The organism is Zemynaea arenosa (assembly GCF_004614185.1).
Taxonomy (GTDB): Bacteria; Pseudomonadota; Gammaproteobacteria; order Burkholderiales; family Burkholderiaceae_D; genus Telluria; species Telluria arenosa.
In genome coordinates this window covers 13,209-39,314 of the sequence record NZ_SPVF01000174.1, presented here as the reverse complement: position 1 = coordinate 39,314, position 26,106 = coordinate 13,209, and the positions used below count along the sequence as shown (strand labels likewise).

Annotated in this window: 18 protein-coding genes; 12 read left to right on the top strand and 6 right to left on the bottom strand. The window is 67.4% G+C overall.

The annotated features are described in order from the left end of the window. Positions 1 to 329: 329 nt before the first annotated feature. From groES to E4L96_RS13955, 3 genes are all read left to right on the top strand, one after another. The gene (groES, locus tag E4L96_RS13965) at positions 330 to 620 is read left to right on the top strand and encodes a co-chaperone GroES (RefSeq protein WP_135207834.1); all 291 of its coding nucleotides are present in this window, start codon (positions 330 to 332) and stop codon (positions 618 to 620) included. A gap of 45 nt (positions 621 to 665) precedes the next feature. After that, positions 666 to 2,318 (top strand): chaperonin GroEL, encoded by a 1,653-nt coding sequence (gene groL / locus E4L96_RS13960; RefSeq protein WP_135207833.1) that lies wholly within the window; start codon positions 666 to 668, stop codon positions 2,316 to 2,318. 72 nt (positions 2,319 to 2,390) lie between these two features. Beyond that, on the top strand, positions 2,391 to 2,660 hold the full coding sequence (locus E4L96_RS13955) for a hypothetical protein (protein WP_135207832.1): 270 nt from the start codon (positions 2,391 to 2,393) through the stop codon (positions 2,658 to 2,660). Positions 2,661 to 2,786: 126 nt separating this feature from the next. Here E4L96_RS13955 and E4L96_RS13950 read toward each other — a convergent pair whose 3' ends face one another. Further along, positions 2,787 to 3,098 carry a type II toxin-antitoxin system Phd/YefM family antitoxin gene (locus E4L96_RS13950; RefSeq protein WP_135207831.1) on the bottom strand — a complete coding sequence of 104 codons (312 nt, stop codon included), beginning with the start codon at positions 3,096 to 3,098 and terminating at the stop codon, positions 2,787 to 2,789. Between the two features lie 170 nt (positions 3,099 to 3,268). On the opposite strand from E4L96_RS13950, the gene E4L96_RS13945 reads away from it, so the two are divergent. The 5 genes from E4L96_RS13945 to E4L96_RS13925 all read left to right on the top strand — a co-directional run bounded on the left by E4L96_RS13945 (position 3,269) and on the right by E4L96_RS13925 (position 11,044). Then, a complete protein-coding gene (locus tag E4L96_RS13945) occupies positions 3,269 to 5,311 on the top strand; it encodes a M13 family metallopeptidase (RefSeq protein WP_135207830.1) in 2,043 nt (680 codons plus the stop codon). 51 nt (positions 5,312 to 5,362) lie between these two features. Next, entirely contained in the window at positions 5,363 to 5,773 is a 411-nt protein-coding gene (locus E4L96_RS13940; protein WP_135207829.1) for a GntR family transcriptional regulator, read from the top strand. 8 nt (positions 5,774 to 5,781) lie between these two features. Then, positions 5,782 to 6,693, top strand: a complete 912-nt coding sequence (locus E4L96_RS13935; protein ID WP_135207828.1) for an ATP-binding cassette domain-containing protein — start codon at positions 5,782 to 5,784, stop codon at positions 6,691 to 6,693. An 11-nt stretch (positions 6,694 to 6,704) separates the two neighbouring features. Continuing rightward, positions 6,705 to 8,549, top strand: coding sequence for a hypothetical protein (locus tag E4L96_RS13930; RefSeq protein ID WP_135207827.1), 1,845 nt, complete (start codon positions 6,705 to 6,707; stop codon positions 8,547 to 8,549). A gap of 302 nt (positions 8,550 to 8,851) precedes the next feature. Continuing rightward, complete coding sequence (locus E4L96_RS13925) at positions 8,852 to 11,044, top strand: alpha/beta hydrolase family protein (RefSeq protein ID WP_135207826.1); 2,193 nt, start codon at positions 8,852 to 8,854, stop codon at positions 11,042 to 11,044. Positions 11,045 to 11,048: 4 nt separating this feature from the next. Here E4L96_RS13925 and E4L96_RS13920 read toward each other — a convergent pair whose 3' ends face one another. Continuing rightward, the gene (locus tag E4L96_RS13920; protein WP_135207825.1) at positions 11,049 to 14,585 is read right to left on the bottom strand and encodes a DUF4214 domain-containing protein; all 3,537 of its coding nucleotides are present in this window, start codon (positions 14,583 to 14,585) and stop codon (positions 11,049 to 11,051) included. 174 nt (positions 14,586 to 14,759) lie between these two features. On the opposite strand from E4L96_RS13920, the gene E4L96_RS13915 reads away from it, so the two are divergent. Then, positions 14,760 to 15,233: a hypothetical protein gene (locus E4L96_RS13915; RefSeq protein WP_135207824.1), complete on the top strand. Its 474-nt coding sequence runs from the start codon at positions 14,760 to 14,762 to the stop codon at positions 15,231 to 15,233. Between the two features lie 48 nt (positions 15,234 to 15,281). On the opposite strand, the gene E4L96_RS13910 is transcribed toward E4L96_RS13915, so the two are convergent. The 3 genes from E4L96_RS13910 to E4L96_RS13900 all read right to left on the bottom strand — a co-directional run bounded on the left by E4L96_RS13910 (position 15,282) and on the right by E4L96_RS13900 (position 18,996). Next, positions 15,282 to 16,265 (bottom strand): alpha-ketoacid dehydrogenase subunit beta, encoded by a 984-nt coding sequence (locus tag E4L96_RS13910; RefSeq protein WP_135207823.1) that lies wholly within the window; start codon positions 16,263 to 16,265, stop codon positions 15,282 to 15,284. A gap of 12 nt (positions 16,266 to 16,277) precedes the next feature. Next, a complete protein-coding gene (locus E4L96_RS13905; protein WP_135207822.1) occupies positions 16,278 to 17,231 on the bottom strand; it encodes a thiamine pyrophosphate-dependent dehydrogenase E1 component subunit alpha in 954 nt (317 codons plus the stop codon). A gap of 139 nt (positions 17,232 to 17,370) precedes the next feature. Further along, positions 17,371 to 18,996: an alpha-glucosidase gene (locus E4L96_RS13900; protein ID WP_135207821.1), complete on the bottom strand. Its 1,626-nt coding sequence runs from the start codon at positions 18,994 to 18,996 to the stop codon at positions 17,371 to 17,373. Positions 18,997 to 19,235: 239 nt separating this feature from the next. Between E4L96_RS13900 and E4L96_RS13895 the strand changes: the two genes are divergently transcribed. The 3 genes from E4L96_RS13895 to E4L96_RS13885 all read left to right on the top strand — a co-directional run bounded on the left by E4L96_RS13895 (position 19,236) and on the right by E4L96_RS13885 (position 24,224). Then, entirely contained in the window at positions 19,236 to 20,792 is a 1,557-nt protein-coding gene (locus E4L96_RS13895) for a POT-type proton-dependent oligopeptide transporter (protein WP_135207836.1), read from the top strand. Positions 20,793 to 20,813: 21 nt separating this feature from the next. Next, positions 20,814 to 23,552, top strand: a complete 2,739-nt coding sequence (locus E4L96_RS13890; RefSeq protein WP_135207820.1) for an alpha-1,6-glucosidase domain-containing protein — start codon at positions 20,814 to 20,816, stop codon at positions 23,550 to 23,552. Positions 23,553 to 23,942: 390 nt separating this feature from the next. After that, complete coding sequence (locus tag E4L96_RS13885) at positions 23,943 to 24,224, top strand: hypothetical protein (protein ID WP_135207819.1); 282 nt, start codon at positions 23,943 to 23,945, stop codon at positions 24,222 to 24,224. Here the strand turns inward: E4L96_RS13885 and E4L96_RS13880 are convergent. Continuing rightward, on the bottom strand, positions 24,221 to 26,068 hold the full coding sequence (locus E4L96_RS13880; protein WP_135207818.1) for a glucokinase: 1,848 nt from the start codon (positions 26,066 to 26,068) through the stop codon (positions 24,221 to 24,223). The two genes, E4L96_RS13885 and E4L96_RS13880, sit on opposite strands and share 4 nt — an antisense overlap. Positions 26,069 to 26,106 lie beyond the last annotated feature (38 nt).

Genomic DNA, 26,106 nt, shown 5'->3' with positions numbered 1-26,106 from the left:
GCCCCGCGCCCCGCGCGCGGCTTGCTGCCGACCGCCCTGTCCCAGATGGACGCGGCCGGCCTCGGCCTGCTCGACGACGGCCTCCAGGCCCTGCTCGACCGCATCGGCGAGCTGGACGAGGAATTCGGCATGCTGCCGCTGCCGTTCACCATGTAAAGACGACCCCATCCCGGCTGATCGTAGGAATTGGCCAACATGAAGTCTTGAAAACGTCCTACCCCGTCCCTATAATTAGCACTCGTTGACGGAGAGTGCTAACAAGCATCTTCTCCCCGGCCAACCGGCCAGAACGACAGAACACACAACCTCATCCAACTAAGGAGTTTTGTATGAACCTTCGCCCCTTGCACGATCGCGTGATCGTCAAACGTCTGGACCAGGAAACCAAAACCGCCTCGGGCCTGATCATTCCCGATGCCGCGGCTGAGAAACCGGACCAGGGCCAAGTGCTGGCTGTGGGCAACGGCAAGATCCTCGAAGGCGGCTCCGTGCGTCCGCTGGAAGTGAAAGTCGGCGACCGCGTCCTGTTCGGCAAGTACTCCGGCCAGTCCGTCAAGGTCGACGGCGAAGAGCTGCTGGTGATGCGCGAAGAAGACATCATGGCCGTGGTCCAGCAGTAAGCCACTCCCCTACCCAACTCGAATTCAAATACGGAGTAACAGAACATGGCATCTAAAGACGTAGTGTTCGGCGACGCAGCGCGCGCCAAGATGGTCGAAGGCGTGAACATCCTCGCCAACGCAGTCAAAGTCACCCTCGGTCCGAAAGGCCGCAACGTGGTCCTGGAGCGCTCGTTCGGCGCCCCGACCGTCACCAAGGACGGTGTCTCGGTCGCGAAAGAAATCGAACTCAAAGACAAGCTCATGAACATGGGCGCGCAGATGGTGAAGGAAGTCGCTTCCAAGACCTCCGACAACGCCGGTGACGGCACCACCACCGCGACCGTGCTGGCCCAGGCCATCGTCCGCGAAGGCATGAAGTTCGTGGCCGCCGGCATGAACCCGATGGACCTGAAGCGCGGCATCGACAAGGCCGTCGCCGCCACTGTGGAAGAGCTGAAGGCGATCGCCAAGCCCTGCACCACCTCCAAGGAAATCGCCCAGGTCGGCGCGATCTCCGCCAACTCCGATGCCTCGATCGGCGAGCGCATCGCTGAAGCGATGGAAAAAGTCGGCAAGGAAGGCGTGATCACCGTGGAAGACGGCAAGTCGCTGAACGACGAGCTGGACATCGTCGAGGGCATGCAGTTCGACCGCGGCTACCTGTCGCCGTACTTCATCAACAACCCGGACAAGCAGGTCGCAATCCACGAGAACCCGTTCGTCCTGCTGTACGACAAGAAGATCTCCAACATCCGCGACCTGCTGCCGGTGCTGGAGCAAGTGGCCAAGGCCGGCCGTCCGCTGCTGATCATCGCTGAAGACATCGAAGGCGAAGCGCTGGCGACCCTGGTGGTCAACAACATCCGCGGCATCCTGAAGACCTGCGCCGTGAAAGCTCCGGGCTTCGGCGACCGCCGCAAGGCCATGCTGGAAGACATCGCGATCCTGACCGGCGGCCAGGTGATCGCCGAGGAAGTCGGCCTGACCCTGGAAAAGATCACGCTGAACGACCTGGGCCAGGCCAAGCGCATCGAAGTGGGCAAGGAAAACACCATCATCATCGACGGTGCCGGCTCGGCCTCGAACATCGAAGCGCGCGTCAAGCAGATCCGCGTGCAGATCGAAGAAGCGACCTCGGACTACGACCGTGAGAAGCTGCAGGAGCGCGTGGCCAAGCTGGCCGGCGGCGTGGCGGTGATCAAGGTCGGTGCTGCGACCGAAGTCGAGATGAAAGAGAAGAAGGCCCGCGTGGAAGACGCACTGCACGCCACCCGCGCTGCGGTGGAAGAAGGCATCGTCCCGGGCGGCGGCGTGGCCCTGCTGCGCGCCCGCGCCAAGCTGTCGATCAAGGGTGACAACCCGGACCAGGACGCCGGCATCAAGATCGTGCTGCGCGCGATGGAAGAGCCGCTGCGCATGATCGTCTCCAATGCGGGCGGCGAGCCGTCGGTGGTGGTGGCCAAGGTGCTGGAGCAGTCGACCACCAACTTCGGCTACAACGCGGCCAACGACACCTATGGCGACATGGTCGAGATGGGCGTGCTGGACCCGGCCAAGGTGACCCGTTCGGCACTGCAGAACGCGGCCTCGATCGCCGGCCTGATGCTGACCACCGACTGCATGGTCTCCGAGCTGGTCGAAGACAAGCCGGCCGCTGGCGGTATGGGTGGCATGGGCGGTATGGGTGGCATGGGCGGCATGGACGGCATGATGTAATCTGCCAGTCCGGCACCTCAAGAAAGGCGGCTTCGGCCGCCTTTTTTTTCACGCTCACGAATGGATACCCACATGAAGAAGACTGACCTGGCCAAGAGCGACGCGAAAAAGCTCATGAACAAGATGACCGGCCCCAGCGCTGGCCGCTTCGGCGGCACCCCGGCGGCCCCCGCCATCGACAAGCGCGAGCAGCGCAAGCTGGACCAGGCGCTCGGCCTGGTGCCGTTTGCAGTCAAGATCAATAGCGAACTGGTGAAGCGCCTGCAGGACCGCGCAACCGAACGCGGGCAGGATCTCAACACGGTCGTTGCAGAAGTCCTGGCGAAAGGGCTGGGCGACTGATAACAAAGAGAGATGCACGCCTGATGTTTTGCTTTGGCGGCCTTTTCTACTTCTTGCCGTAATGGCCCCGACAAGAAACGATGGTGAGCTGCGTTCTTCTTGTCCTGCCCTTGCCAGTAGAGATAGTCATTCCAGCCCTCCTCGGTGAACAGAAGTGTGCGCATCGGGCTCCCCTTCGGTGTCCGGTACGTCTATGAGTTCGCGCGGGTGTACCTGCCCTGCTCTTGCCTGCGCCATCGATTTGGCCAGATGCGCCGCGTTTTCCGCAGAACTGAGCAGATACATCGTTTCCATCAGGCCGTTGTAATAGTCGAGCGACATCACGACCGCGCCGGGCGCATCGGTTCGAGTAATCACCGTGACGTCTGTTCCTTCGACGACTTCGTCGATAAGCGACTCCAGGCTTTCGCGCGCCTCCGAGAAACTGATGGTGCGCATATGCGCCTCCGATACGTAGAGATCAGGCCAGCAAACAACCGAATCAAAAAATACACCTGATCGGCATATGCATCAACGAGCGCTTGACGGCTGACGGGCAACACGGGTACTGTACCACCTGTACTAGTACAGCACCACACCGTGGTGCCGCCAACCCAGTGGAGAATGCAGTGAAGAAGTTGCTAGCCGGTGTGATTACCCTGACCGTCCTCAGCGCGGCCGCCCATGCCGGCGCGCCCGTCGCGGCCCCTGCCCCGGCCCGCTCCGGCATCGACTTGAGCCATGTGGACCCGGCCGTGCGGGCCCAGGACGATTTCTTCGCCCACCTGAATGGCCACTGGCTGAAAACCGCCGAGATCCCCGCCGACCGCCCCAGCTGGGGCAGCTTTGCGATGGTCGGCGAAGTGACGCAGGCACGCCTCAAGGAACTGGTCGAGCAGGCCGCGTCCGGCCCGGCCGCGGCCGGCTCGGACGCCCGCAAGATCGGCGACCTCTACCTGTCCTTCATGGACGAGAACACAATCAACGCTCTGGGCCTCGCCCCCCTGCAGGGCGAACTAAAACGCATCGCCGCCATCGCCAGCCACGCCGAGCTTGCCGTCTGGTGCGCCCATGCCCAGCTGCGCGGCGTCGGCGCCCCGGTCGGCTTCGTCATCCATCAGGACAACCGGGACTCGACCCGCTACGTCGCCGACCTCACCCAAGGCGGCCTCGGCATGCCCGACCGCGACTACTTCCTGAAGGCGGACGACGCCCGCCTGGCCGGCTTCAAGGCCAAGTACGGCGAGCACGTGACGCGTACCCTGGCGCTGGCGGGCGACGCCCAGGCCACCACCCATGCCGCCGCCATCGTCGAGCTGGAAACCCGGCTGGCCCAGATCCAGTGGTCGCGCGCCGATAACCGCGACCCCATCAAGACCTACAACAAGGTGGACATCGCCGCCCTCCCGCAGCTGGCCCCGGGCTTCGACTGGCAGGCCTACCTGACGGCCGCCGGCATCGCCCAGCGCAGCAGCTATGTGATCGTCAGCCAGCCGTCCTACCTGACCGCCTTCGCCGCGCTGGCCCCGCAGGTGCCGCTCGAGACGTGGAAGGCCTACATGACGTGGCGCACGGTGCGCGGCTACGCGGCGTTCCTGTCCAAGCCCTTCGCCGATGAGCAGTTCGGCTTCTACCGCACCACCCTGGCCGGCGTCACCCAGGCCCCGCCGCGCTGGAAGCAGGCCGTCTCCACCATCGAACAGTCGCTGGGCGAAATGGTGGGCAAGCTGTACGTGGAAAAGCACTTCCCGGCCGCGCACAAGGCGCGTGTCGAGACCATGGTGCGCAACCTGCTGGCCGCGATGCGCGCCTCGCTCCAGGGCCTCGACTGGATGGGCCCGGCCACGAAGCAGGCCGCCCTCGCCAAGCTGGGCACGGTCGTCAACAAGATCGGCTACCCCGGCCAATGGACCGACTACAGCACCCTGGCCATCACGAAGGACGACCTGGTGGGCAACCTGATGCGCGCCGAGGAGTTCAACACCCGGCGCCAGGTCGCCAAGCTGGGAGGCCCCATCGACCGCAACGAATGGCACCTGCCGCCGCAGGCGATCAGCGCGTACTACAACGGCGAGCAGAACGAGATCGTGTTCCCGGCCGGGATCCTGCAAAAGCCGTTCTTCGATCCCGAGGCCGACGACGCCGTCAACTACGGGGCGATCGGCGCGGTGATCGGCCACGAGATCAGCCACGGCTTCGACGACAAGGGCTCGCGCTACGATGGCGCCGGCAACCTGCGCGACTGGTGGACCCCGGAAGACCACGCCAGGTTCGAGGCCAAGGCCCAGGCGCTGGTGCGCCAGTACGACGCCTTCGAGCCGGTGCCGGGCTACCACGTCAATGGCAAGCTGACCATCGGCGAGAACATCGCCGACAATGCGGGCCTGGCGATCGCCTACAAGGCTTACCAGCTGTCGCTCCAGGGCCAACCGTCCCGCGTGATCGATGGCCTGACCGGCGAGCAGCGCTTCTACGCCGGCCTGGCCCAGGTGTGGCGCATGAAGATGCGCGAGCCCGCCCAGATCCAGCAGATCAAGAGCGATCCGCACGCACCGGCCATGGCGCGCGTGAACGGCACCGTGCGCAACCAGCCTGGCTTCTATGAGGCCTACGGCGTCAAGCCCGGCGACCGCATGTACCTGCCGCCCGCCGAGCGCGTGCTCATGTGGTAAGCGCAGCGCGCCTCTCGTCCACCATCGCCATTCATTCCCGCCGGAGGTTCCATGTCCCGTACCACTCCCCTCATGCTGCAGGTCGTCACCGGTGACCCACGCCCGATCGCCCGGCAGATCACCGATGGCATCAAGCGGGCCATCGCCGGCGGCGAATTGACAGCCGGCGCGGCGCTGCCCAGCGTGCGCGGGCTGGCCACGCAGCTGTCGGTCAACCCGAACACCGTCGCGAAGGCCTACGCCGAACTGACCACCGAAGGCTGGCTCGAATCCCGCCAGGGCCTGGGCGTGTTCGTGGCCCAGCAGCGCCAGCGCCTGTCCAACGCCGAACGCACCCGCCGCCTCGATGAAGCTGTCGACCGTTTCGTCGGCGACGTGATCGGCCTCGATTTCCCCGCCGAGAAAGTCGTCGACCGCGTGGCCGACGAACTGTCCCGGTTCGCCCCCAAGAAATCCGCTTGAGCGCCGCCATGAACGACTACGCCATCGACACCGACAAGCTGTGCCTGTACTACAAGCGCAAGCTCGCCCTCGACCACCTCACCCTCAAGCTCCCGCGCGGCGGCATCCACGCCTTCGTCGGCGCCAACGGCGCGGGCAAGTCATCCCTGTTCCGCGTGTTGCTGGGCTTTGAAGCCGCCAGCTCCGGCCAGGCGCGCGTGCTGGGCCACGACAGCGCCCAGCTGACGCCGGCCCTGCGCGGCCGCATCGGCTTCGTCAACGAAGAACACACCATGCCCACCTGGATGCGCGTGCGCGACCTGACCCGCATGCAGCAGCACCAGTACGCGGCCCAATGGAACCAGGGCCGCTACGATGAAGTGCTGCGCCACTTCAACGTGCTCCCCGAGCAGCAGGTCGGCCAGCTCTCGCGCGGCGAACGCGCGGGCCTGAACCTGGCGCTCGCGCTGGCCCAGAGCCCGGAGCTGCTGATCCTCGACGAGCCCACGCTCGGCCTGGACGTCGTCGCCAAGCGCGCCTTCCTGGAAGCCCTGCTGCTCACCAACGCCGCCGACGATTCCACCATCGTCTACTGCTCGCACCAGATGGACGAGATCGAGCGCGTGGCCGACAACCTGGTGATCCTGGAACGCGGCGCCCTGCGCTACATGAACGGCCCCGCCGACTTCTGCGAACGCGTGCAGCTGTGGGTTGCCGAATTTCCGTTCAAGGCGCCGGACGTGTGGCAGCTGCCCGGCGTGCTGCAGGTGCAGCCTATCGAGGGCCTCACGCACATCGTCGTCTTCGACCAGGACGACACCTTCGGCGCCCGCGTCAAGCTGCTCGGCGCCCGCACGGTCCATTGCATGCCACTGGGCCTGGACCGCGCCGTCAATGCCTTTCTGGCCCACGGCCACGCCGGCGCGCGCCGCGCTGCCTGAGGAGTCTCACCATGCTCGACCTCTATCTCTCCGAACTGCGCCGCTTCCGCACCGGTGCCGCAATCTACGCGGTCGCCACCCTGCTGGTGCTCGTCCTGCTCAGCCAATTAACCGAACTGGCCGCCGCCCCGCGCGAACTGCACCAGCTGTTCTACCTGCTGGTGATGCTGTCGGGCCTGGGCTTCGCGGCCTACCAGTTTGTCACCTACCGCCAGCCCAGCCGCTGGATCTGGCTGCAGCACCGCCCCATGCACCGCGCGCGCATCCTGGCCGCGATCGGGCTGGCCTCGGTCACGCTGATCCTGCTGGCCCTGGCCCTGCCGATGTTCCTCGTCCTCGCCTCGCAGGACCACTTCACCCTGCGCGTGGTGGACCAGCGCCACTATGCGGGCGTGGCCTTCCTGGTGCTGTCCGCGCTGTCGGCCTGGCTCGCCGGCGCCTACATGGTTCTGCACCGCAGCCGCTGGGCCTTCGTGATCCTGCTGCTGCCGCTGCTGCTCACCATGCACATGGCCGCGTGGACCACCATCCTCGCGCTGTCGGTGCTGTGCAATGTGCTGCTGGTATTCCTGGTCTACACCGTGTTCCGCCCCAACCGCTCCACCGGAGCCGATGCCACCGCCACCGTGGCCAGCGCCGTGCCGCTGGCGGCCAGCTTCTTCCTCGCCCTGCTGTGGGGCGGCTCGACCCTGTTCCAGGTCGGGCAGATGCTGGTGGGCGTGCATCCGCTGAATGGCGACCACGTGCCGCGCGGCGGCTTCGTCGAAGCGGCGCGCATGGAAGACCATGAGGTCATGCTGGCCGGTCTCGCGGCCTCCACCGACCCGCGGGCGCCGGCCTGGCGCGCGGCGCTCAACGAGAAAAACAACGCCAACGTGGGACCGGACGTGCGCCAGTTCGCCGTCCGCGCCGGCATGTCGACCCAGGGCAACCTGGGGTTCCAGGAAGGCGCCACGCGCTGGACCTTCAGCGACGACCGCATGCAGTTCAAGGGCCTGCAGATGCGCACCCGCCAGCCGCAGGGCTGGTTCGGCCCCGCGGGCGTCGGCGATACCCAGGCCTTCGACTCGCAGCCCGAACCCGTGCGCGACAACCGCCGCCGCGGCTACATGGTCACCGTGCAGAACCTCTACGCCAGCGCGGGCGACGGCAAGCTGCAGCGCGTGCTGCACGTCGATGGCGGCGAACAGCTGACGGGCGGCGTGGCGGTATTCGACAATCAGTCGGCCTACCTCACCAGCCGCCGCCTGATCCTGCGTCCGACCGGTTCGGCCAGCGCGCAAAGGGACATCAGCCTCCCGCTGCCGCTGCCCTTCGCCGATCTGGCGCGCGCGCAGGTGGCGCAGGTCGATGGCGGCATGCTGGTCTCGTTCGTGTACGGCCGCCGCATGGTGGATGGCTTCGGCAACGGCATGCAGGCCACGTGGTTCGTGGACGCGGCGGGCCAGGTCAGCGAAGTGGCGCGCCGCGAACTGACGCATGACTTCCCGGTGCTGTTCGAGCACAAGGCGTGGTGGCTGTCGCCGGCGCTGGATGCGCTGGTGGCGCTGCCGTCGCTGCTGGTCGATAACGGCACCGTGGGCAGCCACGATGTGAACCCGCTGGACACGCTGCTGCGTCCCCGTCCGGTGGCGGCGTGGGTGGCGATGCTGTGCGCCGCGCTGGCGGCAGGTATCGGCGCCTGGATATGGACGCGCTCCGCCCGCATCAGCCCACGCGCCCGTGCCGTATGGTGCGTGGCCTGCGTGCTGGCTGGCCCCCCTGCCCTGCTCGCGCTGATGGTGCTGCACCCGCGCGAACTGCGGGACGTGCAGGCCGCTGCGGCGGCCCCACAACTCACCACCGCTCACGCCTGAGGATACACATGACTTCCGAACTGCACGACTCCCTGCCAGCCGCGCCCCGCGTGATCATCCGGACCACCTCGTACCCGACCGGCTTGCCCGGCCATGGCCCATCCCGCGCGGCTGCGGCGTCTCACCCTCACGCGGATGCGGTGTCTCATCCACCGACGGATGCGGCGTCTCTCCCACACGCTGGTTCGGCGGCGCGGCCACACCTGGCTGCGGAAGCTCCGTTACTCGCTGGTGCCACAGCACAGCCACATGCGGCGGCGGAGTCGCGCGCGGCCGTACGGGCCGCGGCGGTGGCCGCGACCATGGCGGTCACCTTGGCCTTGAGCGCGGGGTCCGCAGCCGGTGCCGTGCCTGCGCCGCAGGGGGCATCCAATGCGTCCTTCAAGACCGCGGTACACGCCGTAGAGCGCCTGCCGCAGGCCGCGCCGCTGCAGATGCAGGACCTGTCCCGTCGTGCGCGCATCCGCGACACCGCGCTCGCGCCGGATGGCCGCCAGCTCGCGTGGATCGAGGCCGATGGGCCGAACCTCGCCATCAAAGTGATGCCGCTGCCGGTGAGCGCCAAGGCATCGGCATCGGCCCCGGCATCCACGGCGGCATCTGCCCCTGCCACCGCGGCGCGCCAGCTCGCCCAGTTCCAGGGCCGAGCAGCGCTGGCCTGGTCGCACGACGGCACCATCCTGTTCGTGGACAGCGGCGACGCCCTCACCGCCATCGACAGCGCGACCGGCACTGCCACCCGCATCGCCGACCTCGCGCCGCAAAAGAAGCGCACCTTCGCGATGGCCGACCCGGTCCGCCCGCACGCCGCACTGATCACCGACACTGCCGCCGCCACCCAAACCATCACGCGCGTGACGCCCGCCACGGGCACCGCCGGCGCGCCCCGTAGCTCGTCCCCCGCCATTCCAGCCCAGGCCAGCCCCGGCACGGTCACAGGCAGCGCCACCGCCAACGCGGCCGCGGCGAGCAGCGCCAGCGCCGGCGCAAGCACCGGCCCCGCCGTCGCCAGCGCGGCAACCAGCGAAACCATCTACTCCGGCCGCCCGCTGGATGAATTCCTGCTCGCCCCCGACGGCAGCGTGGCCTTCGCCCTGTGGTCCGACCCCGATGGCGCGCAAGTCGTGGCCCGCCGCGCCGGCACCGAGTGGAAGGAACTCACCCGCTGCCCGCAATTCGAACCCTGCACCCTGGTTGCCGCCAGCCCGGACGGCGGTCATCTCCAACTGCTGGCCACCATCGACCGCAACCGCAAGGGACTGGTCGACCTCGACACCGCCAGCGCCCAGCGCCGCACCGTGTTCGACGATCCCGACGCCATCGCCGACACGCTCGACGTCACGCTGAGCCTCGAAACCGGCATGCCCCTGCTGGCCCGCCTGGCCGCCCCTACCCGCCACGTGGCCGCGATCGCGCCCGCCGAACAGACCACCGCCGCCGAGCTGGCCCGCCGCTTCAAGGACAGCAACATCGCCGTCCAGGCCAGCGCCGGCCCCCTGCTGATCGAGGAATACGGCCCACGCCAGCCGCAGCCGAAATACTGGCTGTACGACCGCACCAGCCACGGCGTCACTGAAGTCCTGGGCCAGGTGCGCGCCGCCGGCCAGCCGCTCGGCGCAGAACAGCTGGCGCCCACCCTCGCCGTTTCCTGGCGCGCCCGCGACGGTGCCACCATCCACGGCTACCTCACCCTGCCCCCCGGCCGCATGGTATCCAAAGTCCCGCTGCTGACCATGGCCCACGGCGGCCCGTGGGCGCGCATGGAGTATGGCTTCTCCAGCCTCGCCCAACTCGTCGCCAGCCGCGGCGTCGCCGTCTTCATGCCGAACTTCCGCGCGTCCACGGGCCACGGCAGCGCCTACATGCGCGCGCCCGGCGCCCGCTTCGGCAACGGACCCGCGCAAACGGACATCATCGACGGCGTGCGCTGGCTGCAGGCGCAAGGCATCGGCGATCCAAAACGTTTAGCCATCATGGGAGATTCGTTCGGAGGCTACGCCGTGCTGCTCGCACTGACGCAGGAACCGGAGCTGTTCCAGTTCGGGATGGCGATGTCCGCGCCCACGGATTTCGCGCAGGTCGCGCGCGCCCTCGCCCAGCAGGTGCCGGTGGAAGCCGCGCGCATGCGCTACCTGGGCCTGGACACCACCGACACCGCCGCCATGGACGCCATCGCCGCCGACGCCCCCGCGCGCCATGCCGCGCAGGTCAAGCGCCCGCTCTACCTGATCGCCGGCGGCAAGGACGACAAGGTCGACGCGCAAGCCACCCGTGCCTACGCCGCCGCACTGCAGGAGAAGAATGGCAACAGCGTCACGCTGCTGCTGGACCCCGAGGAAGGCCACTTCCCGCGCAAGCCGATCGCGCGCGAAGCCTACGTGCACGCGCTGGAGACCCTGCTGCACCGCCACTTCGGCACCGCCGCACCGGCGGCACCGTCACCCGCGCTGGCAGCCTACCTGCAGCAGAACACCCTGCCCTGCTGCGGCAAGTGATGCATCACAGGAAGGGCACGTACTCGAAGCCGTGCCCGATGACCGGTGCCACGTTGGCGACGTTCTCGGTGCTCTCGCTGAAATAGAACAGCACGTGCGCGCGCGGCAGGCCGTTGGCCAGCGCGTCCAGCCAGTACTGCGCGCCGGAGGCATCGGGCAGCCGGTGCAGCACGTTCTCGTACAGCGCGTTGACGAACTGGGTGTCGGTGGTCTCGGTGCCATACAGGCCGCGGAATTCGGCGCTCTGGATAAAACTGTCCGCCACCGCGGCCAGGCTGGCGCCATGGTCGAGGGCATTGATCCAATAGCCCAGCCCCGACTTGTCCGGTGCGCGGTCGAAGGCGGCCTGGTACAGCCGGTAGGCCTGGCCGCCGTTGCCCGCGGTGTCGAACGCCAGCGCCGAGCCGTCGTTGGCAAACACCATCCGCTCGACGTTGGTGAAGACCTGTCCCTCCTGCCCCGGCGCGGTCACCTTGACAGCGCCGGTGTTCGACACCTGCACCGCATACGCACCCACGATCTCGGGCAGGTAGACGGTATCGCGTCCCGCGCCGCCATCCAGCGTGCCACTCACGCCCGTCCCCACCAGCACATCGTTCCCCGTGGTGCCCGTCGCCGCAGGTGCGGCGATGGTCACCGGAACCTGCTGCGCCACCAGCGCCGGATTGCCCGCCAGGTCAGTCACCGCACCGAAGGCGATATTCACCGAGTAGGTGGCACCCGGGATCAGCACCACGCCGGGATCGAGGACGAGGTGGTTGTCGTGGATGGTGTAGGCCTTGCTGCCCGTGTTGAACTGCTGGACCACGCCGCCGTTCGCGTCGCGTAGCGTGATCTCGCCGCCCGAGGCCAGGATGTTTTCGCTGAATGCCAGGTCGATCGCCTGGCCGGGCTGGTACACCGTGCCTTCCGCCGCGGGCGTCAGCACTGGCGCATCTGTGTCCACGCCATCGCCGCGCAGGTTCACGGTGTAGCCCCCGGCCGCAGCCAGGTGCGTGGTGACGAGGAACTCGCCGTTTGATGGCGCCATGAAGGTGAGCGGCTGCCCCAGCGCCGCCGCGCCGTGCTGGCTACCCAGCTGGATCTCGATGCTGCCCTGGTTCGGCCCGAGCGCGGTGCCCTGGGCGCCGGTGAGAGACAACGTGTACACCTCGCCGGCCTTGAGGGCGAGTTTGTAGCTGTCCGTATCCCCGCCAGCCTGCGCGCTGCCGGTGACGGATCCATTCACCGCCAGCGCCGCGGCGGGCGCGCCGGCTGCCTGGTCGTCCGCGCCCATGTCCACCACGCGCAGCGTCGCGCCGGTGCTGTCCCATTTCGGCGCGCGGTGCAGCGCCAGCACATAGTCACCGCTCGCCGCGGCTTCGAATTCACCGCTGGCGGGCACCTGGAACGGGACGTAGCTGCCATCGGCCTGCACCTGCAGCATATCGATCATCCCGGACGCGAAGGGAACGTCACCCAGCTTGCCCAGGTCCGTCATGCGCACGCCGTACCAGTGGCCCGCGTCCAGGTGCAGGCGCAGCGCGTCCACGTCGGTGTCGCTGTGCAGGCGCGCGGTCACGGTCTGCCCAACCTCAATCGATTGCGCGCGGGCCGGCGTGTTGCCGAAGTCGTCCGCGGCCGGGCGGCTCAGCGCCAGGCGCGTGTCGCCGCTGCCATCGGCCACTTCTACGTACCACGTGCCTTTGGCCGCGGGCGTGTAATCGAGGACGTGGGTACCCGCCGCACTGGTGACGGCGGACGCCACCAGCTGGCCCGTCGCATCGCGCAGCGCCAGCGTGCCGCTGCCAGTGCTGCTCACCTGGTAGGTCTGGCCCGCGTCCAGCGACACGGCCACCCAGTCGCGGTCTCCTTTCTGGCTCGCGACCGTGACGCCCGCGTTCTCCGTAAGCCGCGCCGTGGTCGCCGCCGATGCGGGGAGGTCGTCGCCGGCTGCGGCCTGCACGCCAAATTGATAGCTGGCCGGCCCCGGCGCGGCGAGTACGAAGCGGTACTCCTGCGTCGCTGTGGGGGTGAACCACTGGCCGGGTTCCACGGCTGTCAGACCGCCATGGCCGTCGCTGAGCAGGGTCGCGACATTCGCTGGCGTGGTCACCGCGTACGTCGTCCCCGCCTGCAGCGCGACCTTGAAGACGTCGATATCACCCGGTGAACCGATCGCGCCGGACACCGTGCTGTCCACCGCGAGCGGGGTTGCCTCGGCGATGGAATTGGCCGCATCGTCGGCGGCCGTGGCGCGGGTGAGCGTGTAGGTGGCCAGCTTGTCCTTCGTCGTGGCGGTGCCGCTCACCGCGAGCACCGCCATGCCGTCGGCCTGCGCCTGGAACACCAGCGAACCCGCGGTTGCCCCGGACGTCGGTGTGGAGCCGATCAGCGTGGCGTTGGACACCGGCTTGACCGTGAGCGTGCCGTTCTGGCCTCCGAGGCCGAGGCCATACACCTCGCCCGCCTTGACGGAAAAAGTGAAGTAGTCGGTGTCGCCCGTGTAGTCGATCTTGCCCTGCACGGTGCTGTTCAGGCGCGCCGCGCTGGTGGCGGCATTGCGGTAGTCGTCCGCCAGCAGCGTGGCCGTCAGGTCGTACGACGTCGGCTTGCTGCCGTCCACGGCGAGGAAGGCGGGCAGGCCATCCGCGATATAGATTCCGCCATTCGGCAGCGCGGCACTGCTGGCCGCACCCAGCACGGACAGGGTGGGCGCCACGCCCGCCGACACATTGATCGCATACGCATAGCCCGCGGTGGCGGGGAGCTTGTACCAATCGCTGTCCGCCGCATCCAGCTGGCCCTTGAGCGTGACGCCGGCAGCAAGCGTGCCTGCGGTGGCGAGCGTACTGCCCACATCGTCGGCCGCGGCTTCCTCGAAATGCACGGAGTAGCCACCGGTCTTGCCCTCCGGTCCCGCCAGGACCACATTCAGGTCGCCGGTGTACGCCGCGCGGAAGGTGACCGAACCGCCATCGGCACTCAGCACCGCGCCCGCGCCCAGCCCTTCCAGCACCTGCTGCGCCAGGCCGCTGCCCGGCTGCGTAAGGGTGTACACGTGGCCCTTCTGGATACTGACGCGAAAGACGTCCAGGTCTCCGCTGGTGCCGATCATGCCATTGATGGTCTCTCCGGCCAGCAGCCGGGTCGCGGTGCCCGAGGAATCGCCGACATCGTCCGCCATGCCTTCGCGTGCGCTCACGGTGTAGGTGCCGGTGGGGCCGCTCGCCGCGCTGGTGACGGCCAGGTAGTAGGTGCCCGAGGTGCGCGGCGTGAACGCCAGCGTGGGCAGGTTGTGCGAAGGGGTGAAGCTGGAATCGAGTGGATCCATGCCGGGCCCGTACAGGCGCAGCGCGGTCGCGCCGGGCACCAGGGGCAGGCTGCCGCCGCCACCCACTTCGCCTTGCAGGCCAAACGCATACGTCTTGCCCGCCTCCAGCTGCACCGCAAACCAGTCGGCGTCACCCGGGGCCTCAAGCTGGCCGCTGGTGGTGGCTCCGACTGCCAGGCGCCCGGCCCGCTGGGTGCTGGCGGTGAAATCGTCGCTCGGGGTTGCCATGATGAAACACCTCAATAAATATTAAAAAGTAAAGAACTTTCAACAACGTTCTTGAATTAAAACAATTTCAAAAAGAAAGGGGCGCACGGCAGACGCGGCTGTATCAGCCTTGTTGCTGAGTTGCCTTTGGTTTAGTATCGTCCCCACTTCTTTGTCAGGACGGCCGCTTACTTCATGAATAACAAAAGCAGGAAAATTGGCGCAATCGTCGCCGTGGTCGTGGCGATCAGTGCCGGGACTGCGGTCACGCACCGCCGCGCCGCGAAGCAGCCTGCACCGGGCCCTGCAGCCGCCTCCGCACCCGTGCTAGCGAACGCCACCAGGCCGCCGTCCGACCAGGCCGTGACGGCGCTGCTGGCGCTGCCCGAGCTGAAAGCCTGGTCCGAATGGATCGAGAAAAAGTCCAAGGGCGCCGCGCACGGCGCGGTGGTGGCCGATTCCAGCGGCAACCGCACCATCAACGGCCGCAGCTACCAGGCCTACAGCTTTGTGGAGAACGACGCCGAGAGCGCCCACTTCTGGCAGGGCTTCTATGTGACGCCGGCGGGCGACAGCATCCTGGTGGAGGATGCGGCGACAGGGGATGTGGTCAGCGTCGACGAATGGCGGCAGAAGGACAAGCCGCTGGAACGCTTGAAGGAGAATTGAGAAACAAAGGCGCCACATGGGCGCCTTTGTTCTTGGTGGCGGGGCCGGTTATGCGGCCGCCTGCACTGCGCGGTCCTGCGCGGCCAGGCGCAGCCCTGCTTCCACGATGCCGGTGGCCTGCGGCATGTAGGCCTGCTCCAGCACCCAGCTCGACGGCGGCGGCACGTCCGCCCCGCCGATCCGCACCACCGGCGCCTTCAGCCAGCCGAAGGCCTGCTCGGACACCAGCGCCGCCACTTCCGCGCCCACGCCGCACATGCGGCCCGCTTCATGCACCACCAGCACGCGCCCGGTCTTGCGGGCCGAGGCCAGGATCGCGGCTTCGTCCAGCGGCTTCACCGAGCGCAGGTCCAGCACTTCCGCCTGCACGCCCGCAGCGGCCAGGCTCGCGGCGGCGTCCATGCAGGTGTGCACGGCCTTCGAGTACGAGATGATGGTCAGGTCCGCGCCTTCGCGCAGCAGCCTGGCCTTCCCCAGCGGGATCGGTTCGATCTTGTCGTCCACCTGGTGCGGCTGGTCGGCCACCGTCAGGTCGACCAGGAACAGCACCGGGTTGTTGTCGCGGATGGCCGACTGCAGCAGGCCCTTGGCATCGGCGGGCGTGGACGGCATCACCACTTTCACGCCGGGGCTGTGCACGAACCACGCCTCCAGGTTGTGGTTGTGCTGCGCGCCCAGGGTCCAGCCGCTGCCGCTGCGCGCGATCACCACCATCGGGAATGCGAACTGGCCGCCCGACATGTAGCGCAGCTTGCCCGCGCTGTTGCAGATGGCGTCCATGGACAAGGTCAGGAAAGGCGTGAACAGCAGGTCCACCACCGGGCGCAGGCCGCTGGCGGCGGCACCGGCCGCGGTACCGGCGATGATCGCCTCGGCCAGCGGCGTGTTGCGCACGCGGCGCGGGCCGAACTGCTCGACCAGCGTGGCCTGCTTGGTGGCGACGCCTTCGCCGAACACCAGCACCGTCGGGTCGCGCCGCATCTCTTCGGCCAGGGCCTGGCCGATCGCTTCATTGATCGTAAGTTGGGACATTCTGGATCCTGTTTAATCGGCGTAGACATCGGCCGTGAGTTCGGCCGGGTCGGGGAACGGCGAGTCGCTCGCAAAGGCGATGGCGGCATCGATGGCGGCATCGGCCTGCTGGCGCAGCTCGGCCAGGCCGGCCGCATCGATCTCGCCCGCATGCAGCATGCGCTGCTCCATGCGCGCGATCGGGTCGGTCAGCATCCAGCGTTCGCGCTCCGGCGACACAGGCGGCACGTCCGGTTCCAGGTGGCCGCGCTGGCGGTAGGTGTTCAGCTCCAGCAGATAAGGCTTGCCGCTGTCGCGGATGCAGGCCACCGCTTCCAGCGTGGCGGCGCGCACGGCTTCCACGTCGTTGCCATCCACCGCCTTGCTGCGCATGCCGTAGCCGCGCGCCCACTCGGTGATCGGGTCACCGAGCATGGTCTCGGTGCGGTGCACGTAGGCCTGCCACTGGTTGTTCTCGCACACGTACAGCACCGGCAGCTGCCACACGGCGGCCAGGTTGAGCGACTCGTGGAAGATGCCTTCGCAGGCCGCGCCGTCGCCGAAGAAGCAGGCCACCAGGCCCGGCTCGTTGCGCATCTGCTTGGCCAGCGCCACGCCGGTGGCCAGCGACAGTTCGCCGCCCACGATGGTGGAGGTCAGCACCACGCCCAGCTCCGCGGCGGAGATGTGCAGGAAGCCGCTGCGGCCCTTGCAGTAGCCGGTGCTGCGGCCCATCGACTCGGCCATCATGCGGCCGGCGTCCGCGCCACGCGCCAGCAAATGGCCCGCACTGCGGTGGTTGGTGAGGATCTTGTCGTCGCTGGTCAGCGCGCCGACCACGCCGACGGCGGCGGCTTCCTGGCCCAGGGAGGAGCAAATGCCGGGGAACGACCCGGCGGCGCGCAGCGCAATCGCCCGTTCCTCGTATGCGCGGATCAGCAGCATCGAGGCGAGCATGGCCACGCGGTCTTGCGACTGCGTTGTCATCGTCTTTCCTTCATCGAGTGCCTGCGTCATGTGGCAGGCAAGGACGCGATTGTAGGGAGACGGAACGCGTTGCGCTTCTTAAAAGAACCCTAAATGCAGCGAAGCCCCCACGCGGGTGGGGGCTGCGTGTGTGACGCGGTTACTTCAGCAGGCCAAACCAGGCGCCGTAGGCCGGCAGCGTCACGCGCGTGCCGGCCGTCCTGCCCTGCAGGCCCACGCTGTCGATGGCGTCCGCCTGTGCCACCTCGGCCCAGTCGAAGCTCACCGGCGCGGCGGAGCAGTTGAAGGCCGCCAGCACGGTGCGCTCGCCGTCCAGCGTGCGGCGCAGCGCCAGCACCGGTTCGGGCGCGTCGAAGAACGAGATCTCGCCGCGCGTGAGCTGCGGCATGGTCTTGCGCCAGGCGATGAAGCGGCGCGCGAAGTTGAGTGGCGAGTCCGGGTCCTGGTCCTCGACTGCCGCCGCGCGCTGCAGGTGTTCCGGCGGCACCGGCAGCCATGGCTGGCCACTGGTGAAGCCCGCGTTGGGCGCTTCGCCCGTCCACGGCATCGGCGTGCGGCAGCCGTCGCGGCCCTTGAACTCGGGCCAGAAGGTGATGCCGTACGGGTCCTGCAGCAGTTCGTACGGGACATCGGCTTCCGTCAGCGCCAGCTCGTCGCCCTGGTACAGGCAGGGCGTGCCCTTGAGGGACAGCTGCATCGCCAGCACCATTTTCGCCAGCTGCACCGGCGGGTTCGCGTCGCCGCCGGACCAGCGGGTCATCACACGGATTGCATCGTGGTTCCCGACCGACCACGAGGCCCAGCCGTCCTTCACGCGCGCATTGAACTCTTCCACCTGCTGGCGGATGTACCCGGCCGAAAAGGTCGGCGTGAGCAGGTTGAAGCTGTAGGCCATGTGCAGCTTGTCGCCGCCGGAGGTGTAGTCCGCCATCACGGCCAGTGCGTCGTCCGCGCCCACTTCGCCGATTGCCACGGCGCCGTATTCATCCAGCAGCTGGCGCAGACGCTGGAGGAAGGCCACGTTCTCCGGCTGCGTCTTGTCATGGATGTGCTGCTGCATGCCGTAGGGGTTCACGTCCGTCACGGTCGCGGTATCGCGCTTGGTGGCGGCCGGGTTGCTGCGCAGCTGGCGGTCGTGGAAGTGGAAGTTGCAGGCGTCCATGCGCACACCGTCCACGCCGCGTTCGAGCCAGAAGCGCAGGTTATCGAGGTGGAACTGCTGCACCTCAGGATTGTGGAAGTTCATGTCCGGCTGGCTGGCCAGGAAGTTGTGCAGGTAGTACTGCTTGCGGCGCGCGTCGAACTGCCACGACGAGCCGCCGAACACGGACAGCCAGTTGTTGGGCGGGTTCCCGTCGGGGAGCGGATCGGCCCACACGTACCAGTCGGCCTTCGGATTGGCGCGGCTCTTGCGGCTTTCGGCGAAGGCCGGGTGGCTCTCGGCGGTGTGCGACATCACCTGATCGATCATGATCTTCAGTCCGAGGCTGTGCGCCTTGGCGATCAGCGCATCGAAATCCGCCAGGGTGCCGAACAGCGGGTCGACGTCGCAGTAGTCGGAGATGTCGTAGCCAAAGTCCTTCATCGGGGACCTCATGAAAGGCGAGATCCACACGATGTCGACGCCCAGGCTCGCGATGTAATCGAGCTTCTGCGTGATACCGGGCAGGTCGCCAACGCCGTCGCCGTTGGTGTCGAGATAGCTGCGCGGGTAGACCTGGTAAATGATGGCTTCCTGCCACCAGTTGGTTTTCGGGGTGCTCATGGCTTGCTGTCCGGTGAAGAATTGTAGAGAATATACATCACTCAAACCGGTTTGGGAACGGTTTACAGGGTATGTGACGTGCTAATCTAGTCAAACTACACCGAACTCTAGCACTCATTGCCATCGCTACACGGGTCCATTAGGATCGCTGCATTCTTACGACAAGGGACAACCCCATGCCACGATCCGAGACCACCGCCGCCGCCAGCGCCGCTGCCACAAGCACCGGCAATGGCCCGATGCCGCGCCAGATCCCCTTCATCATCGCCAACGAGGCCGGGGAGCGCTTCAGCTTCTACGGCATGCGCAACATCCTCACGCCCTTCCTCATCAGCACCCTGCTGCTGTTCATTCCGATGGAGGACCGTGCGAGCGAAGCGAAGCATGTGTTCCACACCTTCGTGATCGGCGTGTACTTCTTCCCGCTGCTGGGCGGCTGGCTGGCGGACCGCTTCTACGGCAAGTACCGCGTCGTGTTCTGGCTCAGCCTCGTGTACGTGGCGGGGCATGCCTGCCTCGCGTACTTTGAAGATAACCTCAAGGGCTTCTACTTCGGCCTCTTTCTGATCGCGCTGGGCTCGGGCGGCATCAAGCCGCTGGTGGCCTCGTTCTGTGGCGACCAGTTCGACCAGTCCAACAAGAACCGCGCGAAGGTGGTGTTCGACGCCTTCTACTGGAGCATCAACCTCGGCTCCTTCTTCGCGTCGCTGCTGATGCCGGTCTTCCTCAAGAACTACGGGCCGTCGGTGGCCTTTGGCATTCCCGGCATCCTGATGGCGCTGGCCACTCTCGTGTTCTGGTCCGCGCGCAAGCGCTATGTGCATGTGCCACCGGCGCCGCCGAATCCGGATTCGTTCACCAATGTCGCACGCACCGCGCTGCTGGCCCGCGCCGCAGGCCAGGGGCGGCCCGGCCTCGTGGTTGCAGCGATTGGACTGGTGGGCGCGCTCGCCTCGCTGGCGATGTCGTGGTCCTGGGGCTTCGTGATCGCGGCCTGCCTGGCTCTGGTGCTGCTGCTGGCCTTTGGCGGCATCGGTGTCGCCATGCAGCTGGAACGGGCGCGCGGCGCGCATCCGGATGATGCGGTGGACGGCGTGCGCGCGGTGTTGCGCATGCTGATCGTGTTCGCGCTGGTCACGCCGTTCTGGTCCCTGTTCGACCAGAAGGCCTCCACCTGGATCGTGCAGGCCAACTCGATGACCTACCCGACCTTCCATCTGTTCGGCTCCGAGTTCCAGTTCCTCCCTGCGCAGATGCAGGCGCTGAACCCGATGCTGGTGATGCTGCTGATCCCCTTCAACAACCTGGTGCTGTTCCCCGTCCTGCGCCGCGCGGGCGTGCAGCTCACGGCCCTGCGCCGCATGGGTGCGGGCATCGCGTTTTCCGCGCTGGCGTGGGTCGCCATCGGCACCATCCAGCTGGTGATGGATGGCGGCACGCCAGTCTCGATGGCCTGGCAGATCCTGCCTTATGTGCTGCTCACCATGGGCGAGGTGCTGGTCTCGGCCACCGGGCTGGAGTTCGCGTATTCGCAGGCACCGCTGTCGATGAAGGGCGCGATCATGTCGTTCTGGTACCTGGCCGTCACCGTGGGCAGCCTGTGGGTGCTGATCGTGAATTCGAGCGTCAAGAACGAGGCCGTGCTGGCCAACATCCAGTCCACGGGGCTGGGCGTGATGGCCTTCCAGATGTACTTCTTCGCGGCCTTCGCGGGGCTGGCGGCGCTGGTGTTTGCGCTGTATGCGTCGCGCTACCAGATGGTGGACCACTACCGCTGCGGACCCAAGGCCGCATAACTTTCAGAATCAGGAGACTCGATGCACTGCAGGATCAGGACCGCACCTTTCATCGCCGCCGCTCTCGCCCTTGGTCTGGGTACCAGTGCGGCATCGGCCCACGACATCGGGGCGTGCGACGACCCCAAGTTCCTGACAGTGCTGCATCCCGCGCCGGGCAAGCTGGAGGCGCGGGCCGTGTGGATTGACGCGGGACGGATCGCAGTACCAGCCGATGCCGCGGCGCCGATACCCGCTGGCGGCGTCGTGAAGCTGTACTTTGCGCCTGAAGGCGGCCTGTCCGCCGCCCCCGGCGTACCAGTGCGCGGCGCCGCCGGCTCGGTCCCGCTCACGCGCGCGACCGGCGCCCGCGCCGCCCTCCCCGACCGCTTCGCATGGCTCGGCAAGATGGACGTCTACGCCGTGCCGCGCGCATGGCTGGACCGCGTGCCCTCGCTGCTGCAGCAGGAACTTCTGCTGGTCCGCGAAGACCGCTCCGGGCGCGTCACCACCGCCACCTTCACGCAAGCCGCCGCCGCGCTGGACGCCCGTTACGCCAGCGCCGCGCGCCTGAACGACCTCGGTGCCACGGTCGCCCGCGGGGACACCCAGTTCAAGCTCTGGGCGCCAACCGCGCAAAAGGTCTCCGTCTGCCTCTACCCCGGCCCCGACAGCCCGGCCGGCGCGATCCTGCCGCTCCAGCGCAACGCCGCCAACGGCGCCTGGTCCGTCCGCACCCAGGACGACCGCAGCGGCTCGTACTACAAGTACGTGGTCGACGTCTTCGTCCCCAACCTCGGCATGGTGCGCAACCTGGTCACCGACCCGTACTCGGTGAGTCTGTCGACCGACTCGCGCCGCAGCTACATCGCCACCCTGTCCGACCCGCGCCTGAAGCCTACCGGCTGGGATGCCCACCGCGCCCCGCAGACCGTACGGGCTCCGGCCGACATGACGGTCTACGAACTGCACGTGCGCGACTTTTCGGTCAACGACCCGACGGTCCCCACGCCGCACCGCGGCACCTACGCCGCCTTCACGGACACGCAATCGAACGGCATGCGCCACTTGTCCGCGCTCGCGAAGGCCGGGCTCACGGACGTGCACCTGCTCCCCGTGTTCGACATCGGCAGTGTGCCCGAAGCCCGCTGCGCCGTGCCCGTGCCCACCGGCGCGCCCGACGGCGAGCGCCAGCAAGCCCTGATCCGCCAGACCGCGGAGACGGACTGCTTCAACTGGGGCTATGACCCTTACCATTACAACGCCCCGGAAGGCAGCTACAGCACGGACCCGAACGATGGCGCGCGCCGCATCATCGAAATGCGCGAGATGGTGCTGGCGCTGCACAAGGCCGGACTGCGGGTCGGCATGGACGTGGTCTATAACCACACCTTCACCGGCGGGCAGAAAGAGAAGTCGGTACTGGACCGCATCGTGCCCGGCTACTACCACCGGCTGAATGCCGCAGGCGCGATCGAGACCTCCACCTGCTGCGACAACACGGCCACCGAGAACCTCATGATGGGCAAGCTGATGGCCGATTCGGTGGCGCTGTGGACGCGCGAGTACCGCATCGACTCCTTCCGCTTCGACCTGATGGGGCACCAGCCGCGCGCCGCCATGGAGCAGGTGCAGAAGGCGGCCGACCGTGCAGCGGGACGCCGTGTGCCATTGATCGGCGAAGGTTGGAATTTTGGCGAGGTCGCGGACGGCAAGCGCTTCGTGCAGGCGTCGCAGCTGTCGCTCAATGGCAGCGGCATTGGCACTTTCAATGACCGTTTGCGCGATGCGGTGCGCGGTGGCTCCGCCGGCGATTCGGGCATCGACATGATCACGCGGCAGGGCTACATCAACGGCATGTTCTATGACCCGAACGACCGCGCGCGTCCTGCCACCAGGGCAGACCTGATGCGCACGGCCGATATGGTCCGCGCGGGCCTCGCAGGTTCGATCCGTTCGTACCCGCTGACGACTTACGATGGCAGTATCAAGCCCTTGGAGAAGGTCGACTACAACGGCCAGCCCGCCGGATACGCGAGTGCACCGTCGGAGGTGGTCAACTATGTCGAGAACCACGACAACCAGACGCTCTTCGACATCAATGTCCTCAAGCTTCCACGGGCCACCAGCGGCGCGGACCGGGCGCGCGTACAGATGCTGGGCGCGGCGTTGACGGCCTTCAGCCAGGGCGTCGCCTACTTCCACGCAGGGGTCGACACGCTGCGCTCCAAGTCCCTGGACCGCAACAGCTTCAACTCCGGCGACTGGTTCAACCGGATCGACTGGAGCTACCAGGACAACTACTTTGGCACTGGGCTGCCGCCGGAAGCCGACAATGGCAAGGACTACGCCCTGCTCAAGCCTCTGCTGGCGGATGCCTCGCTCAAGCCCTGGCCGGCCGATATCGCCTTCGCACGGGACGCCTTCCGCGACCTGCTGGCCATCCGCGCCAGCACCTCGCTGTTCCATCTGAAGAGCGCGGACGAAATCCGCAAGCGCCTGCAGTTCGCCAACGTTGGGCCACAGCAGGAACCGACCGTGATCGCCGCATGGCTGGATGGCCGCGGCTACCCCGGGGCGAATTTCGGTGGGCTCGTCTACCTGGTCAACGTCGACAAGGTTCCGCACACGGTGAGCGTCCCGCCAGCGCGCGGCCACGCGCTGCGCCTGCACCCCGCGCATGTGAACGGCGCCGACGCCCGCGCCCGCGCCACGCAGTACGACGCCACCACCGCCACCTTCACCGTACCCCCGCGCACCGCCGTCGTCTTCGTCGAATAGCGTTCAGCCTCGGCGCGCCCCTCTTCGCGTGCGCGCCGACCCATACGACGGCCTTCGGCGTGGGTGCCGTAGCGCGGCGCCAGCCTTCGCGCCGGCACTGGCCCGAGGAGCGCGACGGCGAGCGTGCAGCCGCCCGCGCTCCGCCGCCGTAGACTTTTGTAACGGATTATGAAATTGGCAAGGCCGCTGGTGACGTGGCGCTATCATCCTCCCATGCGCCTTGTCCTTCGCCTCCTGCCCTTCTTTCTATGCGTGCCACTGGCGGCACAGGACGCACGGCCGTCTGCAACGCATGCCGCGCCGCCCCCGGTCCCCGTCCCGGATTCGCTTCTGGACGCACCTTCCGCGGCCGCACCACCGCCGGCCGCCACACGATTGGCCACGCCATCCTTGTCGCTCACCGACCGCGCCATCAAGCGCGCGGTCCACGAGGTCCTGGCCGAGGACAAGACCGGCGCCGGGCCAGCGCCGAGCGGCCCGGTCCTGGGCGCCGAACGTTCCCCGGAGCTGCGCAAGTTCGACGTTCTGATGGACGACGCATACCGGCCCGATTGCTGGCACATGGACGGCTTGAAACGCCAGCCCACCGGCTGGGGACCATTCCAGATCGGAGGCTACGCCGCCCTGCCCTTCATCGCCGTCGCCGCCCTGCGCGGCGTATGCCGGCCTTAGATATCCAGGTGCGAGATCAGCAGACGCTTGTCGGTCTGCCCCTCCTCGCCCTGCGTGCCGAGCGAGATGCCCACCGAGAGAATATCGATCAGCAGCAGCTGCAACACGCGCGAGATCATGGAGAGGAAGGTCGTGCTGTCTTCCGAGTGGTCCACCGCCAGCACCACGGACGCCTTCTTCGCCAGCTGCGACTTGCTGCTGGTGATGGCGATAACATCCGCCCCCGCAGCGCGCGCCGCATCGACTGCAGACAGCAGCTCCGGCAGCTGCCCCGACGTAGAGATCGCAATCACCACATCGCCCGGCTTGAGCAGATCCGCCGCCAGCTTGAAGAGATGCGAATCGCCATACGACGACGTCGGAATGCGGAAGCGGAAGAACTTGTGCTGGCCATCCAGCGCCACCACACGCGAATTCCCCATCGCGTAGAACTCCACGCGGTTGGCCTTGCGCAGCAGGTCGATGGCGCGGTCGATCGACACCACATCCAGCTGGTCGCGGAACTTGAGGATCGCCGAGACGGTGTTGTCGATCACTTTCGCTGCCAGGTCGTGCGTACTGTCGGAAGTGCGCACCTGGCTGTGGCGCACCGGAATCGTGCCCGTCAGGCTGCTCGCGAACTTGAGCTTGAAGTCGGCCAGGCCCAGGAAGCCCAGCGAGCGGCAGAAGCGGATGACGGTCGGTTGCGACACGTCAGCCAGCCGTGCGATCTCCGCGATCGGCTCGGACAGCACCTTGCGCGGGTGCTCCAGCACCAGCGTGGCCACGCGCTGCTCGGCGGGGGACAGCTCATGCCGCAGCTGGATCACGCGGTCCATCAGCGTATTCGCGCCACTGCGCCCGCGCAGGTGCTCGGACAGGATCGATGCGACGCCGATGAAGGCCGGATTCTCCGCCATGATCACGTAGGTCGGAATCGCCGACACATAACCCGAGAAGCGCCCCTTGGCTTCGAAGCGCGCGCGGAACGGCGAGGTCTTGAACCACTCCCCCATGCGCGGCACGATGCCGCCGCCGATGAAGATGCCGCCGACCGCGCCCAGCGTCACCGCCAGGTTGCTGCTGACGGTACCGAGCATGCCGCAGAAAGTCTCCAGCACTTCGAGGCACAGCGCATCACCCTTGTTCAGCGCCGCCTCCATCACCTCCTGCGCCGTGCGGTCCGGCGCCTTGACGCCATTGCGCTCGGCCAGCGCACGGTGGATCAGCTCCATGCCGGGGCCGGAGATCAGGCGCTCGTAGGACACGTGCGGCAGTTGGCGCCACGCGTACTGCAGGATGAAGTATTCGCGCTCGTCGCTCGGCGCAAAGCTCACGTGGCCGCCTTCGGAGCCGAGGGTCACGAAGCCGTCCGCCGTCGGAATCAGGCCCGATACGCCCAGGCCCGTGCCCGGACCGAGCACGCCGATGACCGCATTCGGCGTCGGCTCGCCGCCGCCGACCTGCATCAGGTCCTTGCCCGTGAGCGCAGGCAGCGACATGGCCAGCGCCGTGAAGTCGTTGACGATGAGGAGCGTGTTGAGACCCAGCGCACGCCGCACCTCGTCAGTCGAGAACTGCCAGTCCCGGTTGGTCATGCGGATGAAGTCACCGCTGATCGGATTGGCCAGTGCGAAGGCCGCGTGGTTGATGCGCACGCCCTCGTGGTCCGCCAGGTAGGCGCGCAGCAGCGGCAGGATGCCCGCGTAGTCGTCGCAGCGCAGGACGCGCACGGCGCGCAGCACGCCAGGCGCCGTCTCCAGCGCAAAGCGCGCGTGCGTCGCGCCGATGTCGGCCAGCAGGCGCGGACCGTCCGCGTAAGCGCTGCGTGCGAACTTCTGTTCCGGGTCGAATTCTTTGGTCATTTGGACTGTCTCTTCAGGGCGGCCCGCTTGTACCGCGG

Coding starts and splice junctions, on each gene's coding strand:
- groES (WP_135207834.1), top strand. CDS start 330: ATGAACCTTCGCCCCTTGCACGATCGCGTGATCGTCAAACGTCTGGAC.
- groL (WP_135207833.1), top strand. CDS start 666: ATGGCATCTAAAGACGTAGTGTTCGGCGACGCAGCGCGCGCCAAGATG.
- E4L96_RS13955 (WP_135207832.1), top strand. CDS start 2,391: ATGAAGAAGACTGACCTGGCCAAGAGCGACGCGAAAAAGCTCATGAAC.
- E4L96_RS13950 (WP_135207831.1), bottom strand. CDS start 3,098: ATGCGCACCATCAGTTTCTCGGAGGCGCGCGAAAGCCTGGAGTCGCTT.
- E4L96_RS13940 (WP_135207829.1), top strand. CDS start 5,363: ATGTCCCGTACCACTCCCCTCATGCTGCAGGTCGTCACCGGTGACCCA.
- E4L96_RS13935 (WP_135207828.1), top strand. CDS start 5,782: ATGAACGACTACGCCATCGACACCGACAAGCTGTGCCTGTACTACAAG.
- E4L96_RS13930 (WP_135207827.1), top strand. CDS start 6,705: ATGCTCGACCTCTATCTCTCCGAACTGCGCCGCTTCCGCACCGGTGCC.
- E4L96_RS13925 (WP_135207826.1), top strand. CDS start 8,852: ATGGCGGTCACCTTGGCCTTGAGCGCGGGGTCCGCAGCCGGTGCCGTG.
- E4L96_RS13920 (WP_135207825.1), bottom strand. CDS start 14,585: ATGGCAACCCCGAGCGACGATTTCACCGCCAGCACCCAGCGGGCCGGG.
- E4L96_RS13915 (WP_135207824.1), top strand. CDS start 14,760: ATGAATAACAAAAGCAGGAAAATTGGCGCAATCGTCGCCGTGGTCGTG.
- E4L96_RS13910 (WP_135207823.1), bottom strand. CDS start 16,265: ATGTCCCAACTTACGATCAATGAAGCGATCGGCCAGGCCCTGGCCGAA.
- E4L96_RS13905 (WP_135207822.1), bottom strand. CDS start 17,231: ATGACAACGCAGTCGCAAGACCGCGTGGCCATGCTCGCCTCGATGCTG.
- E4L96_RS13900 (WP_135207821.1), bottom strand. CDS start 18,996: ATGAGCACCCCGAAAACCAACTGGTGGCAGGAAGCCATCATTTACCAG.
- E4L96_RS13895 (WP_135207836.1), top strand. CDS start 19,236: ATGCCGCGCCAGATCCCCTTCATCATCGCCAACGAGGCCGGGGAGCGC.
- E4L96_RS13890 (WP_135207820.1), top strand. CDS start 20,814: ATGCACTGCAGGATCAGGACCGCACCTTTCATCGCCGCCGCTCTCGCC.
- E4L96_RS13880 (WP_135207818.1), bottom strand. CDS start 26,068: ATGACCAAAGAATTCGACCCGGAACAGAAGTTCGCACGCAGCGCTTAC.